The organism is Psychrobacter sp. 219-2-C (assembly GCF_049560815.1).
Lineage (GTDB): Bacteria > Pseudomonadota > Gammaproteobacteria > Pseudomonadales > Moraxellaceae > Psychrobacter > Psychrobacter faecalis.
In genome coordinates this window covers 982,922-1,003,798 of record NZ_CP186933.1, presented here as the reverse complement: position 1 = coordinate 1,003,798, position 20,877 = coordinate 982,922, and the positions used below count along the sequence as shown (strand labels likewise).

At 43.5% G+C, this 20,877-nt stretch carries 15 protein-coding genes; 5 read left to right on the top strand and 10 right to left on the bottom strand.

All coding sequences use genetic code 11. The features are described from left to right. Nucleotides 1-3: 3 nt before the first annotated feature. The 10 genes from ACPEGP_RS04000 to ACPEGP_RS03955 all read right to left on the bottom strand — a co-directional run bounded on the left by ACPEGP_RS04000 (nt 4) and on the right by ACPEGP_RS03955 (nt 13,021). Nucleotides 4-1,059, bottom strand: a complete 1,056-nt coding sequence (locus ACPEGP_RS04000) for an AbiH family protein (protein ID WP_423814008.1) — start codon at nt 1,057-1,059, stop codon at nt 4-6. Between the two features lie 107 nt (nt 1,060-1,166). Beyond that, nucleotides 1,167-3,443 carry a class 1a ribonucleoside-diphosphate reductase subunit alpha gene (gene nrdA / locus ACPEGP_RS03995; RefSeq protein WP_423814007.1) on the bottom strand — a complete coding sequence of 759 codons (2,277 nt, stop codon included), beginning with the start codon at nt 3,441-3,443 and terminating at the stop codon, nt 1,167-1,169. Nucleotides 3,444-3,994: 551 nt separating this feature from the next. Further along, a complete protein-coding gene (locus ACPEGP_RS03990; RefSeq protein WP_342343299.1) occupies nt 3,995-4,306 on the bottom strand; it encodes a YbeD family protein in 312 nt (103 codons plus the stop codon). Between the two features lie 221 nt (nt 4,307-4,527). Beyond that, nucleotides 4,528-5,145 carry a class I SAM-dependent methyltransferase gene (locus ACPEGP_RS03985; RefSeq protein ID WP_423814243.1) on the bottom strand — a complete coding sequence of 206 codons (618 nt, stop codon included), beginning with the start codon at nt 5,143-5,145 and terminating at the stop codon, nt 4,528-4,530. Between the two features lie 167 nt (nt 5,146-5,312). Then, nucleotides 5,313-5,960 carry a thiaminase II gene (tenA, locus tag ACPEGP_RS03980; RefSeq protein WP_423814006.1) on the bottom strand — a complete coding sequence of 216 codons (648 nt, stop codon included), beginning with the start codon at nt 5,958-5,960 and terminating at the stop codon, nt 5,313-5,315. Between the two features lie 366 nt (nt 5,961-6,326). Further along, the gene (locus ACPEGP_RS03975; protein WP_423814005.1) at nt 6,327-6,488 is read right to left on the bottom strand and encodes a hypothetical protein; all 162 of its coding nucleotides are present in this window, start codon (nt 6,486-6,488) and stop codon (nt 6,327-6,329) included. A gap of 6 nt (nt 6,489-6,494) precedes the next feature. Continuing rightward, nucleotides 6,495-6,767 (bottom strand): hypothetical protein, encoded by a 273-nt coding sequence (locus ACPEGP_RS03970; RefSeq protein WP_423814004.1) that lies wholly within the window; start codon nt 6,765-6,767, stop codon nt 6,495-6,497. 225 nt (nt 6,768-6,992) lie between these two features. Then, nucleotides 6,993-8,912 carry an RNA polymerase sigma factor RpoD gene (gene rpoD / locus ACPEGP_RS03965; RefSeq protein ID WP_193029956.1) on the bottom strand — a complete coding sequence of 640 codons (1,920 nt, stop codon included), beginning with the start codon at nt 8,910-8,912 and terminating at the stop codon, nt 6,993-6,995. A 619-nt stretch (nt 8,913-9,531) separates the two neighbouring features. Beyond that, nucleotides 9,532-11,682, bottom strand: a complete 2,151-nt coding sequence (locus tag ACPEGP_RS03960) for a DNA primase (RefSeq protein ID WP_423814003.1) — start codon at nt 11,680-11,682, stop codon at nt 9,532-9,534. 175 nt (nt 11,683-11,857) lie between these two features. After that, entirely contained in the window at nt 11,858-13,021 is a 1,164-nt protein-coding gene (locus tag ACPEGP_RS03955; protein WP_200661973.1) for an outer membrane protein assembly factor BamD, read from the bottom strand. A gap of 848 nt (nt 13,022-13,869) precedes the next feature. On the opposite strand from ACPEGP_RS03955, the gene ACPEGP_RS03950 reads away from it, so the two are divergent. The 5 genes from ACPEGP_RS03950 to ACPEGP_RS03930 all read left to right on the top strand — a co-directional run bounded on the left by ACPEGP_RS03950 (nt 13,870) and on the right by ACPEGP_RS03930 (nt 20,814). Continuing rightward, entirely contained in the window at nt 13,870-14,946 is a 1,077-nt protein-coding gene (locus ACPEGP_RS03950) for an RluA family pseudouridine synthase (RefSeq protein ID WP_288726380.1), read from the top strand. A 91-nt stretch (nt 14,947-15,037) separates the two neighbouring features. Next, nucleotides 15,038-15,910, top strand: coding sequence for a polyphenol oxidase family protein (locus tag ACPEGP_RS03945; RefSeq protein WP_423814002.1), 873 nt, complete (start codon nt 15,038-15,040; stop codon nt 15,908-15,910). 57 nt (nt 15,911-15,967) lie between these two features. Further along, entirely contained in the window at nt 15,968-16,597 is a 630-nt protein-coding gene (locus tag ACPEGP_RS03940) for a flavodoxin family protein (protein ID WP_423814001.1), read from the top strand. A gap of 934 nt (nt 16,598-17,531) precedes the next feature. Further along, nucleotides 17,532-18,986: a cytochrome c gene (locus ACPEGP_RS03935; protein WP_191690947.1), complete on the top strand. Its 1,455-nt coding sequence runs from the start codon at nt 17,532-17,534 to the stop codon at nt 18,984-18,986. 226 nt (nt 18,987-19,212) lie between these two features. Beyond that, the gene (locus tag ACPEGP_RS03930; RefSeq protein WP_144296890.1) at nt 19,213-20,814 is read left to right on the top strand and encodes a flavin monoamine oxidase family protein; all 1,602 of its coding nucleotides are present in this window, start codon (nt 19,213-19,215) and stop codon (nt 20,812-20,814) included. Nucleotides 20,815-20,877: the final 63 nt, after the last annotated feature.

Here is a 20,877-nt window from a genome sequence, read left to right as displayed (position 1 = left end):
TGGCTACACAACTAAGTCAATTTTTGCATCACCAAATTTGTCAGCCACTTCAATATCAGCAGGCTTAGGTACAATTTTTTGGAACATATCTGTATTTACACCAACATAAATTCTATTACTTATAGTACCCTTTGCACTTTCAGGTAATTTTGTTTGATTTAGAAAATGATTTTTAATATTTCTTCTAAGTCGGTTATTCTTATAAGATAGTGTATTGTCTATATGCTTACTTCTATCAAAAATAATCATATGACTATTACTGTTTCTTAACCTTTCACCAATTTTTTCCCACCAAACTTTATCAGAATCTCCATAAGATAATCCAAAAGCGCAGATTAAGTCTGCATTCTCAATTTTATTTTCAAAATTGAGAATAGAGTCATCACCATTTGCTTCATTACATTTTGATTTCACAATTGATTCTTGAATATCTAAATTTTCATGCAGTTCATTATTAGCGACTTGAGTTAGGTCATTTACTCCTAAAATCATTTTATTATCTACGTACCCGTGAATATGTTGTATACGTTTATTTAAAATATGTCTTATTTTTTGGTTTGAAAGTTGATGACTTCCTATATCGGAGTCTTTAGTATCTTCTAGAATCTGCTCAACAATATTTGTATAGTTAAATGAAACAATACTTGTAGTCCAAGAGCTATTTTGAAATTTATCTTTAAATTCGAGTATTTTTTTTTGGTCTTCAAGGGTTAAATAGTTTTCAGGAGAGTCCAAATCGTGAAAAAAATTCTCACATTTGATGTTGGATTTGTTAAAGTTAGATTGTATATTTTTCAGATACTTAGATAAGGACAAAATAATATCTTCCATTACTGTATCAAAATCTTCAATATTTTTAAATTCTTTAGTATATTCGCCTAATGCCAGTTCTAAGTCTGACCAGTACCCATTTGTGTTTTTACTAATATGATTTTTAAGTTTCATAACTAAATCATGATTACTATGATTTTTGCTATAAACATCGTAAAAGTCCTGATACCTAGTTTTTAACCCAAGATTGATATCAAAACCATTACCTAAAATAAATAAAATCTTCATAACGAGCCCTAGTTTGCTTTTATAGTTTTAAACGAATAGCGAATCTAACTCAAAAGCCAAATCCGCCATCCATCAGAAATTCTATTTAAAGAGCTTCTTTGGCAAACTTAAATCTTACAAGCGCCGCCAGCACAATCATCTTCCATATCCGCTTGCGCATCGTTCGCACCATCACGAGTGTTATGGTAGTACAACGTCTTCACGCCAAGCTTATACGCGTTTAGCAGATCTTTTAGCAATATCTTCATTGGTACACGGCCACCTTCATAACGAACAGGATCGTAGTTGGTATTGGCAGAGATACTTTGATCGACGAACTTTTGCATGATAGCGACCAGCTTTAGGTAACCGTCATTATTCGGCATTTGCCATAGTAGCTCGTACTGATCTTTTAGGGTAGCAATCTCAGGCACGACTTGTTTTAAGATGCCATCTTTTGACGCCTTGATAGACACCAGACCGCGCGGTGGTTCGATACCATTGGTGGCGTTGGCAATCTGGCTAGAAGTTTCAGACGGCATCAAGGCGGTTAGGGTAGAGTTGCGCAGACCGTGAGTGGTAATCTCGCTACGTAGCGTTTCCCAATCGAGATGTAGCGGCTCTTGGCAGATTTGATCTAAGTCTTTCTTATAAGTATCAATCGGCAAGATACCTTGCGAGTAGGTGGTCTCGTTAAAGGCAGGACACGCGCCTTGCTCTTTTGCCAATTTGTTCGACGCTTTTAAGAGATAGTACTGTAGCGCTTCAAAGGTTTGATGGGTTAGACCAAGCGCGCTGCCGTCTGAATAGCGCACGCCATTTTTCGCTAAATAATAAGCGTAGTTAATCACGCCAACGCCCAAGGTACGGCGACGCATACTACCATTTTCAGCCGCTTTGACTGGATAGTCTTGATAGTCGAGCAGGGCATCAAGCGCACGGACGATAAGTTCTGCTGGCTCTTCGATGTCGCTGACGTTTTCAACTTTACCTAAGTTGACCGCTGATAGCGTACAAAGGGCGATTTCACCAGTTTCATCGTTGATGTTATCAAGTGGCTTGGTCGGTAGGGCGATTTCCATACATAGATTTGACTGGCGAATCGGTGCAACTGTGGCATCAAATGGGCTATGAGTGTTGCAATGGTCTACGTTTTGGATATAGATACGACCAGTGCTGGCGCGCTCTTGCATCATCAGACTAAACAATTCTGTTGCTGGAATTTGACGGCTACGGATATTAGGGTCGTTTTCATACTTGGTATATAGTTCTTCAAAGGTGTTTTGGTCTTCAAAGAACGCATCATACAAACCTGGAACATCAGACGGTGAAAACAGCGAGATATCTTGACCTTTAATCAAACGGGTATACATGGTTTTGTTTAACTGGACGCCGTAGTCCATATGACGGACACGGTTGTCTTCAACGCCGCGGTTGTTTTTTAGCACCAATAATGACTCAACTTCTAAATGCCATAAAGGATAAAATAACGTCGCCGCACCGCCACGCACGCCGCCTTGTGAGCAGCATTTCACCGCTGTCTGAAACAGTTTGTAAAATGGAATACAGCCAGTATGCTGTGCTTCGCCGCCACGGATAGGGCTACCAAGGGCGCGGATACGACCAGCGTTGATGCCGATTCCAGCGCGCTGCGAGACATAACGGACGATGGCACTGGTGGTGGCGTTGATAGAGTCTAGGCTATCACCGCATTCGATTAGGACGCACGAGCTAAACTGGCGCGACGGCGTGCGTACACCTGACATGATAGGCGTTGGTAGCGAGATTTTAAATTGTGAGGTCGCATCATAAAAGCGTTTGACATAGCTTAAGCGCTCGCCCTTGTCATAATTGGCAAACAAACACATGCCAACGAGCATATATAAGAACTGCGGGCTCTCGTAAACGGTTTTGGTCACGCGGTCTTGGACAAGGTATTTGCCCGCCATTTGCTCAACGGCAGCATAAGCCAAATTCATATCGCGCCAGTGGTCGAGGTATGCTTCTAATTCATCAAATTCTGCGCGGCTATAGTCGGCTAGGATATGTTCGTCATATTTACCAGCATCGGTCAACGTTTTGACATGGTCATACAGATGCGGCGGGGTAAATTTGTTATAAGCAATTTTACGTAAATGGAAGATGGCCAAGCGCGCGGCTAAATACTGATAGTCAGGCGTGGTTTCAGAGATAAGGTCGGCGGCTGACTTGATGATGGTTTCGTGAATATCACGCGTTCTGATGCCATCATAAAACTGAATATGCGACTTTAGCTCAACTTGCGATACCGACACATTATCTAAATCATGAGCTGCCCACTCGATAACCTTATGAATCTTGTCTAAATCAATGGGCTCTAAACGTCCATCACGTTTGGTTACTTTGATATTATCGATATGTGTCATGCTGACCTCGTAAGTTGATTGCTAGGTAGTTATTTATAATGTTGCTTTATAGGCTGCTGCGCGGTTAAATCTGGCAGACATGCTTTGTCACGCTATCTTTCAGACGCTATCTGTTTTAAGACAAGATATCCTGTCATGGCAGATGTTTTTTTAGGCAAAACGATGCCGCGGCTCATAGTGACGGTTCAAATCACTGAGCACTACATATAGCGTATTTGTTAGTAGGTGGACACAATATAGCGGGAAAATTTTGAAAATGCTATATTGATTTTAAGGGCAAACTATGTTGATGCGAGGGTAAAGCGTGTCCAAATTTTGGCAAAGGACGATGGGATAAGGGTTAGACGCCGATAAGAAAAATAATAAAAGTTTTGTAAAAAATGGCGCGGATTTACTTTTTATTGTTGGCTAAATTTATAAAGGCCAATTGTCTAAATAGCAGTTATATTTCGGGTGGAGATTGTACCGCAGACAATAAAAAATCGCCACCCATATGAGTGACGATTCGGATGAAAAACGGGCTAGATTTTATAAAATTAGCAAAACTACCGTTAAACCACCATACGTACGGTTTTTGCATTATCAAGCGCCGCATAAAGCGTGTTCACTTGCTCAACGGTGGTTAAGTATAAATTGGCACGTACCGAATGGAAGCGTCCTGTTTTTGAGGGTTTGACTTCCATAGAGGCCAAATCAAACTCAGGGAACTGACTACCCAAGATAAGCTTCACTTCATTGAGTAAACTTTCGTGCTCACCTTCATGACCGATGATGCTCATTGGGTAGTTCATTGGGAACTCCCACAGCTCAGGGTTTTGCACATCGGTTTTTTTGCCTTTTAAGATACCGTCATTAGCGACCAATTCTGTCACTTTAACTTCTCTTTTCGACGTTGGACTAGCATTGCTGCCTTGACTTTCGGTGCTCGAGTTGTCAGTGTTTGGAGTAGTGGTGTCTTTTGGATCATCAGTCATGATGTGGTCCTTATTTTTTATTGAAATATGATAAGCGCTTTATGCACCATTTATAAGGGCGTTCGGCGTATTATTCAAGTGTCAGCCAGCGATAACGCACATTAAAACCGTTATTTTTTATAACCACAAATTGCCACGTAGTCGCCGCGATCATAGCCTTCGATGACCTCTTGGACTTTGTCGTTGGCATACATAGGATGGGTCAATAAAGTCTGCGCATATTCAAAATCAACGAAACCATTGGCTTGCATTAAGGCGATTTTTTCATCAGAGGTACGCCAGTTAGCTGACTTCACCAGCTCGATAGGATAAGGATCAGCAGGCGAGATGTGCGCAAGTAGTGGATGCTCCCACGTATCTACCGCGCTGGCAAGGTTATATAAGCTGGCAAAGCCACTTTCTTTTGGTACATCAATCAGAATAAGTTTGCCGCCCGTTTTTAGAGCGTCAAAGGCTTTTTTGATACAGGCATCTAAATCGCTGATATAGCTGACGCTGCCGTTAAACATGATGATGTCAAACTTATTGGGCTCAATCTCGCAGGTTTCGGCAGGGCTGATATCGACTTGCATACCGCGCTTTTCTGCAACTGCTGCCATGTCTTTTGACGGCTCAATACCGTATTTGATATGAATGTCACAGTCTTTTGCCAGTAGAGACTCAAACAGTCCGCTACCACAGCCGACAGACAATATCTCGCTGTCTTTATCCAAGAAATGAGCAACCAGTTTTAGTTCGCTGGTCAGTAGATTTTAATTGTCAAAAAACCAGCTGTCATACGCGCTTGCGTGTTCATCGAATGCTGCCATGATGATTCTCCTTGTGGATCGTTATTATTGATCATTGTTTTTGATTCTAGAGGGCTTTTTTAGAACCGAGTCAGATTGTTTATAAATTAAGACAAATCTAACGCCTGCTGCCAAAAATTGACTTCCATACGCGCTGCGGCATTAAATAAGTATTGGAACTTGGCTGCTTGAGCAGGGCTGGCATCGGCTAATAGCGTATTAATTTGTGCTTCGTTTTGTGCGGTAATTACTTGAAACTCCTGACTGGAAAACACGTCAATCCATGGCTGATACGGATTATCAGCGATAGATCCTTGTTCTTTTATAGACTTACCAATTTCCCCATAACCTATCAAGCAAGGTGCAATTGCAGCATACAGTTCAGCTAGCGAGCCTGACATTGCCGCATCTAAGATATAACGGCTGTAGGCAATGGTGGCTGGCGATTCAGGAGCGTTTTCAACTTCCTCAAGCGCGATTCCCCACTGCTGACAAAAGTCTAAATACATGCCAATTTCTAAATCAAGCATGGCGTTGATACCGGCTTGACCGACGCGCATTTGTGCCAGCGTGTCGCTCTTATATACGCTCAGCGCCATCACGCGGGTATAGTGAATTAAGTATAAATAGTCTTGCACAAGGTAATGGCGAAAGCTGTCAGGGGCGAGCGTTCCTGCTGCCAGTTGATTGACAAAATCATGTCCAATATAAGCATCCCAAGTCGGACAGTTATTGCGTAGTGTTTGGTAATCCATAGTTTTTACTTACTGTTATAAAGTGCAGTAAGCAAATGGCAGAAAAAAAGAGATAATAAGGCACAATAAATTTGCCAGTCTAGGTTAAATAGATTGGCAAAACATAAAGTAATTGTGACTTGTATATCGACACGCTTGTTTCCTACGTCAGTGCTAACTGCATCAGGTTCGCGGGACTCTCTCAGCCATGATTTTGATGGTAATTAAATCATCAAAAATCAAAGCACCCCGACAAGGTTCTTATGATTCAAATGTTGGTCTTTATGGTTATAAGACAACCGAGCGTCCCTATGATAGGCGAACTCAGCTATCATTAGCAAGTGATGCTCAAACAACCATCAATAAAAGTAACGTACATTTAGAAAGTTATTTTTTATTAAGCTGTGCAATGGCAGTGTGGTAGAGCATCAGCATGGCTTTAAAACGGCGCTCATATAACCCTTCTGCATATAGTAGCTCCACACTTAAGCTATCGATAATGCCTAGATAAGCATCGGTATAAAGCGCCAGTTGCGCAGAGTCGAGCACATAAGGCTATAGAGCCAGCTGTATTTGCTCAGTCAACACCTTTATATAGACATTAAAAGTCGCCGCGCTGGTATCGGTCAAATGCACAGGTGCGGCATAGGCCATGCGAATTAAAAACCGTAGGGTAATCGCGCTTTCATAACGTGCTTCAAACGCTCGGCAATACGCTTCACCGGGAGCAGGAAATTCACCAGTCGTCGCAAAGCATGATTCAATAAATGCACATTCTGACTCAAGCGCATCTTGTAGTAATTCTAAGTATACTGCTGCTGATAGCAATTTTTCTTGCTTGCTTGCTGTGCCTGCGCAGACAGAGGCTATAAAAAATTGATATCAGCAATAACGCAGCGTTTTTAGGATATTTTGATTAGATAAGTTAATAGCATAAGCTAATAGCTATTAAATAACCGCCATCAAATAACGGGCACAAAAAAGCTGAGACATGCTCAGCTTTTTTGATGTAATTTTAAGAAACTTTTAGACAATGAAGCATGTCTAAATAAATTAGTCATTTTCTAAGAACGAGCGCAGATGCTCAGAACGTGATGGATGACGCAATTTACGCAAAGCTTTTGCTTCGATCTGACGGATACGTTCACGCGTGACATCAAACTGCTTACCGACTTCCTCTAACGTGTGATCGGTTGGCATATCGATACCAAAGCGCATTTTAAGCACGCGTGCTTCACGCTCAGTCAGATTGCTCAAGACATCACGCGTGGCTTCTTGTAGACCAGCCGCCGTCGCATCGTCAACTGGGCTTGAAATTGTACCATCTTCGATGAAATCACCTAGGTGCGAATCTTCATCATCACCGATTGGCGTTTCCATTGAGATAGGCTCTTTGGCAATTTTGAGCACTTTGCGGACTTTGACTTCGTCCATCTCTAAGCGTTCGCCCAATTCCTCAGGTGTAGGCTCACGTCCCATTTCTTGTAGCAACTGACGAGAGACACGGTTTATCTTATTAATAGTCTCAATCATATGCACAGGAATACGAATGGTGCGCGCTTGGTCAGCGATAGAGCGGGTGATTGCCTGACGAATCCACCATGTCGCATAAGTTGAGAACTTATAACCACGACGATATTCAAATTTATCGACCGCTTTCATCAGACCGATGTTACCTTCTTGGATTAAGTCCAAGAATTGCAGACCACGGTTGGTATATTTTTTAGCGATAGAGATAACAAGACGTAAGTTAGCTTCGACCATTTCTTTTTTGGCGCGGCGTGCTTTAGCTTCACCGACAGCCATACGGCGTGCGACGTCTTTCATATCGTGGATTTTCATATCGAGCTGCTGCTCGTAGTCACGAATGCGGCGCTGCAATAAAATCACATCGTCGGCGACTTTTTCTAGCGTGCCAGCAAACGCAGGCTTACCTTTAATACGTTCAATCAGCCAATCGACGTTGGTTTCATTGCTTGGGAAAGTCTTACGGAACTCGTCACGCGGCATACGGCCACGGCGAATCACCAAACGCATGATTTGACGCTCATGCTTACGCACATCGTCATAGACATCATGCATGATTGCCATGACTTGGTCTGACAAGCGATTATTGAGCTTAAGCATCATAAAGCGCTCAGCAAGCAGGGCATAAGCTGCTTCCGCTTCTACGCTACCACGGCCATAATCAAGCAAGGCTTGCTTAGCTTTGATAAACAGGTTCTCAATTTCTTCTAAACGCAGACGAACTTCTTCTGGGTCGATACCGCCGGTTTCTTCTTCGGCTTCTTCTTCAACCTCTTCTTCGTCTTCATCATCATCGTCAAGCGCCAATTTGGCATTGGCTTTTGCTTTGATAACAGGCGGATTTTCTTTTTCTTCTTTGATACGCTCGCGCTCTTCTTTAGCAGCGTCTTTGGCTTCTTGTGCGGCGATTTTATCTTCTTCGGTTTCAGGGTCTAAAAAGCCTGTGATAACGTCGGACAGTTTTTTCTCGCCATCTTGTACTTTTTCGTACTCATCAAGGACAAACTGTACCGTACCCGGCCAGTAGGCCATGGCATGTTGCACATCACGAATACCTTCTTCGATACGCTTAGCAATGGCAATCTCGCCTTCGCGGGTCAAAAGGTCAACCGTACCCATCTCGCGCATATACATACGTACAGGGTCAGTGGTGCGTCCCGGTTCGGTCTCAACCGAAGCCAATACTGCTGCGGCCTCATCGGCTGCCATGTCATCATCGCTTGAATCATCGTTCATCAAGATGTCATCGGCGTCGGGCGCAGATTCAAAAATTTTAATGCCAACGTCCGTTAGCATTTGCACGATATCTTCAATCTGATCACTTTCAGTAATAGAGTCGGGCAGTTGGTCATTCACCTCGGCATAGGTCAAATACCCTTGCTCTTTACCCATTTGGATTAAGGTGGCCAGTTGAGATGTGGACTTAGAAACTGACTTATCGTTCATAAATACTCGCTTGCTTGTATCGGACATTTTTATATTGTGACTCGCTAACGCTTACGGGGTGCGTTGATATAATCAATCGATTCATCAAAATATGGCGTAAAGGTTGTCAATAATAACAAAAATGAGTGGATATGAATAAAGGCTCAAAATACTACAATTACAATACTAAAAAACCGCTAAAAACTGTTCCTGCATAAATACGTCAAAACACGCTTACCTAAAAAATACCGTTACTTAAACTTGCTTAAAATGGCGGTTTAAAATCTAAAAGCATTTAAAATGAATAGTCTAAAAAACGCTTTAAAAGTTGTTCGCTAAAATTGCGCTTGCACCAAAAATGCTACTCAATAATATGGGCGTATTGTCATCTATTAAATCGGGCTAGAAATATACAGCGACACAGTTTAACACAGACCAGGCTCATCAAGCACAAGCTAGTGAATCTCGCAGGCATTTATTATCCGTATTGATGATTATTTCTTAGCCATGACATTTTTATCATTTTTTAACCAGCGCTTGCTTTGGCGCTCAATATGCAACTGGGCATAATCATTAATAGTGGGGGCAATGGCTGTACTTTTAAAGGGCTACCGATGATAAATAAAGTTTTGCCTAGCTATTAAGATTTCACCGTGGCCATTTGTGCTGAGCGTTCCGCGTGCTGTTCGCGTAGCCAATCATTCAATAACTGTGATTGCTTACGGACAATTGCCAGTTTTATGTTGTCTGGGTTTTTTACCAAGTCTTGAATTTTTTTCTTCATGTGGCGTTCAAGAAGTTGACTGACCAGCTCTTCGACCAAGCCATCTAAACTTAAGATATTACGAGCAGTAAGGGCTTTATAAAAAGCGCCCCAATCACCGCTAAGCGTTTCTTGGGTGCTCGGTTTGACATTCGATAAAATAAAGTGCGCCGCAGCATTAGCGTCTTTTGGTAGATAATTAAGACAGCGCTTAATGGTGCTGACGATATCGAGCAAGGCATTATCTTGCAAATCTTCCCATGCTAGCGGGCGCAGAATATCGGCCGAGGCTTTTTGTTTAATATGCGCTGGTAGCAGCAGCTCATGAATACCTGCCTGCTGCCAAATGGCTTCGATAGGGTCATCGATTAAGGTGCGCGGCTGGAATAAAAAACACAGCTGCAGCTGCTGACTGATGGTCATCTCACCATCGAAATCTAACAGCGCATCTCTTGCGTCTTTGTTTTGATTGCGCCTGCCGCCAAGCTTTTGATAAATGTCATTATTGAGCAAATAACGAAAGCTGCTACCTTTCGGCAGGGCAGTGGTCAAGGCACGCACTTGTGACATCAGCTTGGCTTTGCCTTCGACCAGACTTAGATCATAACGCTCACTCAAATAAGCAAATATATACTGCGATAGCGGCATGGCATTGGCAATTTGCTCGCGCATGGCATCTGCGCCCTGACTTTTGATAAAAGTATCAGGGTCATGGTTATTTGGTAGAGTTAAAAACCTTAGCTCTTTATCATCACCAAGCACAGGCAGCGCCACTTCAAGCGTACGCCAAGCGGCTTTTTGCCCCGCACTATCTCCATCGAAACTCAATGTTAGGGTAGGGTTTAATGTCAACAGCCGTGATATCTGACTCTCATTAATCGCTGTGCCCATCGACGCCACCGCACCATAAATGCCGGCTTGATACAGGGCAATGACATCCATATAGCCTTCGACTACTAACCATTTATCAGCGCGCTGCTGGCGAGATTCATAGTAACCATATAGGACGTGCTGCTTATGAAAAACGGGTGAGTCAGAGGAGTTGATATATTTGGGTTTTACCTCGTCATCAAGCGCGCGACCGCCAAAACCAATGGTGCGACCTTGGTTATCGCGAATCGGGAAAATCACTCTGTCACGCAGTAGGTCGTAATCGCGCCCAGATTCTGATTTGCGCACTAAACCTAGCGCTTTAAGTCCCTCGATATCTTGCGGGAATTGATGCTCAAGATGCTGCCAACCAAAGGGCGCATAGCCGAGACCAAAAGCCTCAAAAATCTCTTCGGTGATACCGCGCGATAAGAAGTAATGCTTGGCATGCGGATGAGTGGTGAGATTATGCTGATAAAACTGCTGGATTTGCTCTAATAGCTCGTACAGGTTGCCATCTTTATCAGAGACGCTAGTTTCATCATAAAGAGCAGTTGTATCAGCAGCGCCACTACCACCAGTCAACCATGCAGGCGGATAACTATTATCGTCTTGATCGTTAGCACCTTGATAATGAGTATCGTAGTCATCGGCTGTATAAGGCATCGAATCATACGCGTCTAATGGCGGATAACTTTCATAATTATCATTATAAGTTGGCGGCTGCATATCAGCAGCTAGCATGTGCGTTTCTTCTGCCGATATTGGTGCCGATGTTGTTGGCTGAATAGCGAGTTTTGGCTTGGTTACTGGCTTAGCTTTTGGCTTAACTGGGGCACGCTGATAGCTGACGTTTTGCTGCTCTTCTTTTGGCACTTCGATGCCCGTTTGTTTAGACAGCTCATTAACCGCTTCGATAAAGGTTAAGTTTTCATAGTCACGTAAAAAACTGATGGCATTACCACCAACGCTACAGCCAAAGCAGTGGTAGATGTTTTTTTGTGGATTGACATAAAAAGACGGCGATTTTTCGCCATGAAACGGGCAGCAGCCTTTGTACTCACTACCCGCACGTTTGAGCGTGGTATGACGCCCAATGATACTGATTAAGTCAGCTTGGCTATTTAATTGTTCGAGAATATGGTTAGGAATGCTCATACAAAAAACAGTTTACCATAGGACGATTATATTAAGCATCGACAATCAGCTACAAAAAACTGACAGTAGATAAAAATTATAAGAAGTAAAAACAGAAAAATAAGGCCAACAGAACGTTGACCTTATTTTTGATGATAGGTATTAAGCGTCTAAAATAGACGCGAGCCGTATCAATTTACTCAGCAGGTAATGTGGTACGGCGTACAGGATTTATGTTTTGTGGGTCGACATCGGCTTCTCTAGCAGTATCGCCAGTGCTCGATTGGCTCGTCACGCGCTCGGTCGATGCTTCAGGCAAACCTAAGCCTACATTGATACCACTATTGGCACGCTTAGGAGACATATTTAACGGTGCGTTAGCATTCGCTGCCGCCGCATTATCACTTGGCAATCTTAATTGATTGGCATTGCGAATCACTTGGGTTTTGGTAGCACCGCTGTAGTTACCTGTTGCAACCGAGGTATCTTTATTAAAACGGTTTAATTGTCCAAAGGTGAGTTTATTAAATAAAGTACGCTCACGTTTGGTATTGAGCTTGACGCGTCCATCAGCGCTGAGCATGTTTGGATAGTTGATTTGCAATAGCGTCTTATACTCATTTGCTAAGTCATTAAGACCGAGCTTTTCATGGCTATAAGCCAATACGGCGAGGGCATCAGGCACAGATTCACTTAATGGATAATATTGGAATACCCATTTAGCTCGGTTGACCGCAGCGACATAGGCTTCACGCTCGACATACCAGTTGGCTGCACTCATCTCGCTTTCGGCAAACTGATTATAGATAAAGGTCATACGCTGAGCAGCATCGGGCGCGTAAGGGCTGTTTGGGTATTTATTGATAAGCTCTTGGAAGTTGGCAAAGGCAATACGCAAATAGGCGGTATCACGCTCAGCTTGATTGAGCTTAAACAATTTTAGACCTTCAGACGAGCCTTGCATATTGGCCACGCCGCGTACGTAGTAAGCATAGCTGACTTGCGGATTAGAAGGATATAGGCTAATAAATTGCTCAGCGCTGGCCGCAGCCGCCTCAAACTTCCCACTTTCATATTGGGCGTACATCACATCAAGCAAGGCTTGTTCGGCATATTGTCCCGTTGGATAAAAAGTGCGCAGATTGTTCAAATCTTCGATAGCTTGCGTATAGCGACCCTTATCAATCTGAGCGATGGCGTCGTTATAATAACCTTGCTCAGACTTCTCAGCAGTGGCAACCGCATCCACGTCTTTACCGCCAGTTAGGTTTTTAAACGTTTGACAACCCACCAAGTTGACGCTTAACGCCAGTAAGGTGATTGAGGACAGTTTGATAAACGTATTGCCAACAGCTTGCATACTTCTTCTCCGACACAAGACGCGTAATAGCAGCGACGCTATTAGGCTAAATTATAAAAGGGTAATCAAGGTAATAATAAAAAACGATGCTGGCGGCATCCATCAACGGTCTGCTACTAAGTAAGCGCTAGCAGTAAACGCACTCATTATTAACATCGTTTTTATCGAATGCCGTTTTGCCAATATTAATAAAATAAATTATTTTAAAAGTTCTTATTTTAAAAAATCAGTGCCATAGCATACAGCAAAACAACGCTTACTTTATAGAATAACGCCTGCTTCGTCTATTTTTTCGTTATCTATTTTGTAGTTAAAGGGCTCATGCTTTATGTATGTTGGCTTCGGTCTGTAGTTTAGCATGAGCCGTCGTCACGAGCGATATTGAATATGGCTGACAAGGACAAATATACAGTAAATTACAGCCATGTCATATTTTAGAGAGTTAATCTGCTAAATAGTCACCATCGGCTAGCGACTTAATTTTCATCACGGCTCACTACCTTTGGAAAAATGGTAACGATAAAAACGCAGATAACGCGCAGCTTCTGTAGGGCATAAGCGCTTGGCATGTTACACTATGACGATATGACTGCTGCTTTTTTCGACCGTCCTTATTTTTGCTGGTCTGTGAACGCCAGTCCACTTTCTTATCTCGTTTCCTTATGAAGTCGGCTTATAAAGCTGTAAGCGACTTTACCCTATATCAATCCGCTATGAATAATGATGCTATGACGACCAATTTCCCTAAGAAACAACCGTTAGATACCGATATGTCAGCACAAGAGTTACCAATGCCAAATGAATTATTAAATGACCATCAGCGTGCGCTTGATGAGCAAACGCCGGATATGTCTAATGATGAGTTTGATGAGTTGGTCGCTGACGATATTGTCGACGATGAAGATGAAGATGAATACGAAGACAGTGAGGATTCAGTCGTAGTCGCTGGGCAAGCGGTTCCGGTCGTTATTGATGTCACGCATACCGTCATAGAAGACGAAGCGGGCTTACGTATTGATAAACTGGCATCAAAAGTATTTGCCGATTTCTCGCGTGCCCAGCTGCAAGGCTGGATTACTGATGGCAGCTTACTGTATAACGGGACGGTACAAAAACCGAAAATCCGTGTCAAAGCTGGTGATGTCTTGCATTTATCGACGACACTGCAGCAGCATAGCGAAGATCAGCCAGAAAATATCGATATCGAAGTTGTCTATGAAGATGATGATGTCTTAGTGATTAACAAGCCTGTCGGTATGGTTGTCCATCCAGGCGCTGGCAATCAGACCGGTACCTTGGTCAATGCGCTCCTTTATCATTATCCGCAGCAGCATCATTTGCCGCGTGCTGGATTGGTACACCGCATTGACAAAGACACCTCAGGACTGCTGTTAATTGGTAAAACCAAGCCTGCGCAAATGGCTTTAATGGAGCAGTTAAAGGACAAGTCTGTCTATCGTCATTACCAGTGTGTGGTCGCAGGGGATGCGGCAAGTTTACTGCGTCATCGCCGTATCGATGCGCCGATTGGTCGCCATCGCAATCAGCGTACCAAAATGACGGTGATGACGGCAGGGCGTGAAGCGGTGACGCATTTATTGAATGTCACACCGCTGAACGATAACTATTGCCTATTAGATGTCGGTCTTGAAACAGGACGTACCCATCAGATTCGTGTGCATCTAAGCCACATTACCTATCCGATAGTCGGTGACCGCGTCTACGGTGGGCGTCGTCAATTGCGAGCAGGCTTAACAGAAGCGCAGCGTCAAGCGATTAATAATTTCCCGCGTCAAGCATTGCATGCTTATACTTTAGGTTTCGTGCATCCAACGACTGGCGAAGATATTGAAGTCACCACGCCAATTCCTGAAGACATGCAGCAATTGATGGCGGTACTAAGCGAAGGTTATGACGAAGAATAAAATCTGATGAGCTCTATTAAATAATGATATTCGTCTGGTAACAATCTGGCTGTAATGCTCTAATAGTAACGATAAGACTGGTGCACTGACTATGCCTAACATAACAAACAATCTGCCTGTCACCTTAGTTGCTCAGCTTGATGACGTGACGGTTTTTCAAACGGCAGCTTTTAGCAGCGATGATAGTGAAGCGGCTAATGAGATAGATAATCAGGCAAATTATGGTGTGCTAAATTTAGGCTTGCATGTCAATGATAACGCCAAAATAGTCTTAAACAATCGCATGCGTCTATTAACGGCGATTAATGAGCAATTAGCGGCGGGGCAGCGTGCGCCAGTTAATAGCTTACACTGGCTCAATCAAGTTCATGGGCAGCAGATTTATGATGTCGATGCGACGGCGCTACCTATACGCCCGCTAGATGCCGATGCCATGGTCAGTCAACAAGTGGGCTTAGGTCTTGCGATTATGACCGCCGATTGTGTACCGATTGTTTTATACCAGCCCGCAACGGGACAGATAGCTGCTATCCATGCAGGCTGGCAAGGGCTGGCGTGCGGCGTCATAAAGGCAACCGCCGAGCGCTTTGATGATGATAAACCAATCACGGCATGGATTGGCGTCTGTATCAGTCAAGAAAATTATGAAGTCGGCAGCCAAGTACGAAATAAGCTGCTGGCAGGCTGTATAGATAATCAAGTCTTGTCATCACAGCATCTTGAGAGCTTTGAACAGCGTTATGTCTTAGCATCTGTAGCGGACAAGATTAAACTGAACCTACCAAAGCTTGCCGCTGACCAATTAAGTGCAGCAGGCATTACCGTTAGCAGTCAATCCGAAATACCTTGCAGCTATGCGGATTCGCATTATTATTCTTATCGACGTCAAACGCATCTTGGCCAGCCTGCAACCGGACGTATGGCATTGATTATTACCCGTAGCGCTTCTAGAGAGTTGGCTTGATTCAGCTCTTGAGCTTCTATTTTTATTTCATTTTTAATTGTCATTATTAGAGTTCGTATGAATACACCTGACACACCGCCTGCCATTTTAGAGCATGAGAACAATCTCGCTAATATATCGATGGCGGTTATTTATCATAGTAATTATGGGCATACCAAACGCGTTGCCGAAGCAGTGGTGACGGGCGCGCGTCAACAATTACCAGATTCGCAGGTTAAAGCGGTTGATGTGCATGACGTTGATTGGGATTTTGTCGATCAGGCGGATTTATTGGTGTTTGGTAGTGCCGTGTATATGGGCAGCGTGACCGCAGGCTTTAAGACTTTTATGGATGAGACCTCTAAGCGTTGGTATCACCGTAAATGGGAAGGCAAGTGGGCCGCAGGTTTTGCCAATTCGGGCGGTCTGAGCGGTGATAAGCTTGCCGTCCTGCAGCAGATTTGTCTCTATGCCATGCAGCACGGAATGAATTGGATCGGTTTACCACTGATGCCAACAGGCCATGAATCACATGATTTAAATCGTCTTTCGAGCTTTTTGGGCTTGATGACACAGTCGCTAGATGGGCCGCCTGAAGTCACGCCTGGCGCAGGCGATATTGATACCGCCATTTGGTTTGGCGATCATTTGGCTAAGACTATTATCAAGCATCAGCCTAAACAACAAATAGTTATTGCAGAAGATTAAAGTTAAATATTTCTATTGATTATTAATAACTTACAAAAGCAGCTATCAAACCGATAGCTGCTTTTTTTATTGGCCATTATTTGTAGTCGAAGGGATTTGAGAGGGAGCAGCGTTAGCGGGTCGGCGCGCGTTGGATAAATTTTCCACAATAAGCGTTTTAGAAGACACCCTTTTAGAAGAAACAGTTTTAACAGGTATCGGACTTTCGACAAACTGAAAAGATTGGCAACCTGTTACAGGGATTGTCGCTGCCAACGTAAATATAAAGAAGAATGATTTCATAAGGACATCTCGAGCGTTATTGGCAACATGGCAATGGTTGGCGATATTAAACAGCATTTATCATAAATAAAATGCTGTATCAGTCAAAAGGGTTTTTGCGAGTAGGGTAACGCTTATTTGGAATATAAGGTGGATGACAAACGGCCGCTATGTATCCATTATGTACGCTTAAAACCTGTAATAACAAGTGCAGAAGTCGTTTTTTGCTATATATAGCGATTTATCTCCACGCTTTAATAATGGATTTCATAAATTTTCTAGGTTTAGTAATTGTTTTTTAAAGGATTAATTATCTTGCTCAAATTTATAATATGAAAATATATAGTAATCAAATATAAATTAAATCTCTTAAGAGGTTTTTTTAACTTTTGTAAAAGTGTGCGGTGAATGAGTTACTATTTAAGTAATAGTGGCGAAATAGTTTTACATTAGTGGGGTGAGCAGACATTGTTTAGAAACTATCTCTATTAAGTTGTTTTATCACGCCACTTTATTAAGCATTTTACTGGACGATTTGCTAAATCATGTAATGGATTATCCGTTGAGTACTGACGCCATTGTCAATAATTTCACTCAATATCAAATGTCTTATCTTGACCAATCGTTCTAATAATAATTACAACACCCTAGGTGCCAGCTATATGAGGATATTATGAAGCCACTTTCTGTGATGTTATCGATGCTTGTCATTGGTATTACCTCCAGCGCCGCGATGGCTGAAGGTGCTAACCTTCCTAATGCCAATTTACCCGATGCTAGCTTACCTAATGTAAGCCCCGCCAATAGTGAGCTTGTCAACCGCGGTGCTTATATCGCTCGCGCTGCTGACTGTATGGCTTGTCACGGTGAGAATTATACGGGCGGCACAGCGATTGAAACCCCTATGGGGAAAATTTATTCAACCAATATTACCCCTTCTAAACGTTACGGTATCGGCAATTATACCGAAGCAGATTTAAAGAACGCTTTACAAAAAGGCCGAGCGCCAGACCATATGCTGTATCCTGCCATGCCTTATCCTTCTTATAGCGGCATGAAAGAAGAGGATATTAGTGCCTTGTTTGCTTATCTACAAACCGTACCGGCTGTCGATGAAGCGCCTAAGCAAGAAACCAAATTACCTTTTCCCTTTAATTTCCGTAGCTTAATGATCGGCTGGAATCTGCTCAATATACCCTCTACTGAAAAGCGCGACGGTCTAAATGAGACCCAAAAACGTGGCGAGTATCTGGTCAATAATCTCGAGCATTGCGGCACTTGTCATACGCCGCGTAACAGCACCATGGGCTTTGATAAAAAAATGTATTTATCAGGCGCGTCGCTTGGTAATTGGCATGCGCCGAACATCACGCCTGACGAGTCGAGCGGTATTGGCAGTTGGAGCGAGCAAGATATTATCACGTATCTACGCACCGGTGAGCTTGACCAACGCGCCTATGCAGGTGGGCCAATGGGTGAAGCAGTTGCGCACAGTACGCGTTATCTGAAAAATGAAGATTTGAGCGCGATTGCCTCTTATCTAAAAGCCATACCCGCTATCCAAACAGAAGACAAGGTCAATAGCGTCAATGTGGCGCGCCTGCCAACGCCTGTGAACGAATCTATCACGCATGACTTACTGGCGCAAAAAGACTACTTGGCGCAAGCAAAGTCAGAAGTAAGTAACGGTAGTAACTCACCAGAAGCGTTATATTTAGCCGTTTGTGGTAGCTGTCATGGTGTTGATGGTTATGGTCAGCCTGACGCGCGTTACGCGCCTATCGTTGGACTGAGCAGTCTGCGCCGCGAAAAGCCTGACGCTCTCGTTAATATGATTTTGCATGGGGTAGAGAGTGCGACCAATACTTCGCCTATCATGCCAGGATTTTCAGAAGAGCTCAGCAGTGAGCAGATTGCGGGTATCACCAACTATGTCCGTACTAGCTTTGGCGGTCATGCAAACAGCGAGGTCAGTGCCGCTGATATTGAGCGCATCGCGTCTATAGGCGTCGAAAAGCCTTTTTTAATTAAGTACGCAGGCTTATTAGCGATTGTCGGAATCATTGTGGCGATACTGATTATTATATTTATTGTGCGAGCCATTTTACGTTCTAGACGCCGCCGTTAATTATAGTTTAACTATTGCAAAGAGCTTTGAATTTATTACCAGACAGGGATTAACGGCAAGACGGTAGTCCACGACAGCTTGGCAAATAAACGCAGAATTAAGCCAAGCTGTTAAATTACAGACGCTTATATTACAAGCACTTATAAATGAAATAAGCGTCTACTACTACTACACATAGAACAAGTGCCTACTGTTATGTACGAACGTCTACTTTAAGGATATTATTATGAAAGACATGCTTCAATCACCAACGCGGCGCCAACTGCTCTCGATGATTGGTAAAACAGCGGGCGCGACCGCCATGTATCAGGCGATGACGACGTTAGGATTTGCCTCAGAATCAAGCTTTAAAGAAACGATGGATTTAAAAGGGGCGCCTCCTGGTGCTAGTATCATCGTTTTGGGTGCCGGTCTTGGCGGACTAACCGCAGCGTATGAGCTGCGTAAAGCGGGCTATAACGTCAAAGTCCTCGAGTTCCAAAACCGTGGCGGCGGTCGTAGTTGGACGCTGAATAGTGGCGATAGGTATACTGAGCTTGGCGGCGAAGAAGTTACTTGTGATTTTGAAGAGGGCAACTATTTTAATGGCGGGCCGTGGCGTTTACCAAGTCATCACTATGCCGTTTTCCATTACTGCAAACAGTTTGGTGTTGAGATGCAACCCTTTATTCAAACCAACGACCGCGCTTATTTGCACCGTAGTACTCATTTCAATGGTGTGCCGCAGCGCTTAGGTGATGTAAAAAACGACATCCAAGGACACGTAGCAGAATTATTGTCAAAAGCGGTGAATGTTGGCGGTTTGGATCGTTCGGTCAATAAAGAAGATAAAGAAAAACTACTTGAAGGCTTAAAAGGTTGGGGCGTGCTCGATAAAGACTACCGCTACCGCGCCAGCAATGCTACTAGTAAGCATCGTGGTTATAGTGTCCTGCCGGGTGGTGGCTTGATGCCTGATGAAACCCCATCAAAGCCTTTACCGATCAGTGAAATTTTGGATTCGGGCATGTGGGCCGATATTTATGGTAACCATATGACCTATGCGCATCAGCCAACGATGTTTCAGCCTGTCGGCGGTATGGGTAAAATTGGTGATGCCTTCACCCGCGAATGCCGCGATATGATTGAGTTTAATGCCAAAGTGACTAAGATTCATCAAGATGAAAGCGGCGTTACGGTCAATTATGTCGACAGCAACAGTCCAGATGGCGCGACTAAGACCATCCGTGCCGACTGGTGTGTCTGTAATATTCCACTAACTGTACTGACCCAGCTTGATATCAACGTTTCAAAGCCGATGAAACAAGCGATGGCAGCGGTACCTTATGAGACTTCTTACAAAGTAGGTTTAGAGTTTAATCGCCGCTTTTGGGAAGAAGACGAGTGGATCTATGGCGGCTTGACCTATACCGATATGCCGATTGCCCAGATTGCTTATCCTTCAGAAAATATGTTTAAAGACGGTACTGGGGTATTATTAGGGGCCTATGGTTATGGACCAACCTCATATAAATTTAATACGTTAACCCCGCAAGAGCGTATCAATGTTGCGCTTGCTTATGGTAAGTATATTCACCCGCAGTATCCAAAAGAGTTCCGCGCTGGTACGTCAGTGGTCTGGCATCGCATTCCTTGGACACTCGGTTGTTATGGTATTTGGAATGAGTCGACCCGCCGTCAGCATTATGACACCTTATGCAGTATCGATAACCGTATTGTACTCACAGGCGAGCATTGCTCACACATTCCAGCATGGCAAGAAGGCGCTATTTTATCTGGCATGGATGCCGCCAAGCGCCTACATAAAAAAGCAAAAATGCTGGGTTAATATGAATAACTATAAAAATTCAGAGGCTATCATGGACAATGCAATCGTAAAGAAGGCAATCGT

What these genes read in the sequence shown, in the direction of transcription:
- ACPEGP_RS04000 (WP_423814008.1), bottom strand. Translation starts at nt 1,059, where the DNA reads ATGAAGATTTTATTTATTTTAGGTAATGGTTTTGATATCAATCTTGGG.
- nrdA (WP_423814007.1), bottom strand. Translation starts at nt 3,443, where the DNA reads ATGACACATATCGATAATATCAAAGTAACCAAACGTGATGGACGTTTA.
- tenA (WP_423814006.1), bottom strand. Translation starts at nt 5,960, where the DNA reads ATGGATTACCAAACACTACGCAATAACTGTCCGACTTGGGATGCTTAT.
- rpoD (WP_193029956.1), bottom strand. Translation starts at nt 8,912, where the DNA reads ATGAACGATAAGTCAGTTTCTAAGTCCACATCTCAACTGGCCACCTTA.
- ACPEGP_RS03960 (WP_423814003.1), bottom strand. Translation starts at nt 11,682, where the DNA reads ATGAGCATTCCTAACCATATTCTCGAACAATTAAATAGCCAAGCTGAC.
- ACPEGP_RS03955 (WP_200661973.1), bottom strand. Translation starts at nt 13,021, where the DNA reads ATGCAAGCTGTTGGCAATACGTTTATCAAACTGTCCTCAATCACCTTA.
- ACPEGP_RS03950 (WP_288726380.1), top strand. Translation starts at nt 13,870, where the DNA reads ATGTCTAATGATGAGTTTGATGAGTTGGTCGCTGACGATATTGTCGAC.
- ACPEGP_RS03945 (WP_423814002.1), top strand. Translation starts at nt 15,038, where the DNA reads ATGCCTAACATAACAAACAATCTGCCTGTCACCTTAGTTGCTCAGCTT.
- ACPEGP_RS03940 (WP_423814001.1), top strand. Translation starts at nt 15,968, where the DNA reads ATGAATACACCTGACACACCGCCTGCCATTTTAGAGCATGAGAACAAT.
- ACPEGP_RS03935 (WP_191690947.1), top strand. Translation starts at nt 17,532, where the DNA reads ATGAAGCCACTTTCTGTGATGTTATCGATGCTTGTCATTGGTATTACC.
- ACPEGP_RS03930 (WP_144296890.1), top strand. Translation starts at nt 19,213, where the DNA reads ATGAAAGACATGCTTCAATCACCAACGCGGCGCCAACTGCTCTCGATG.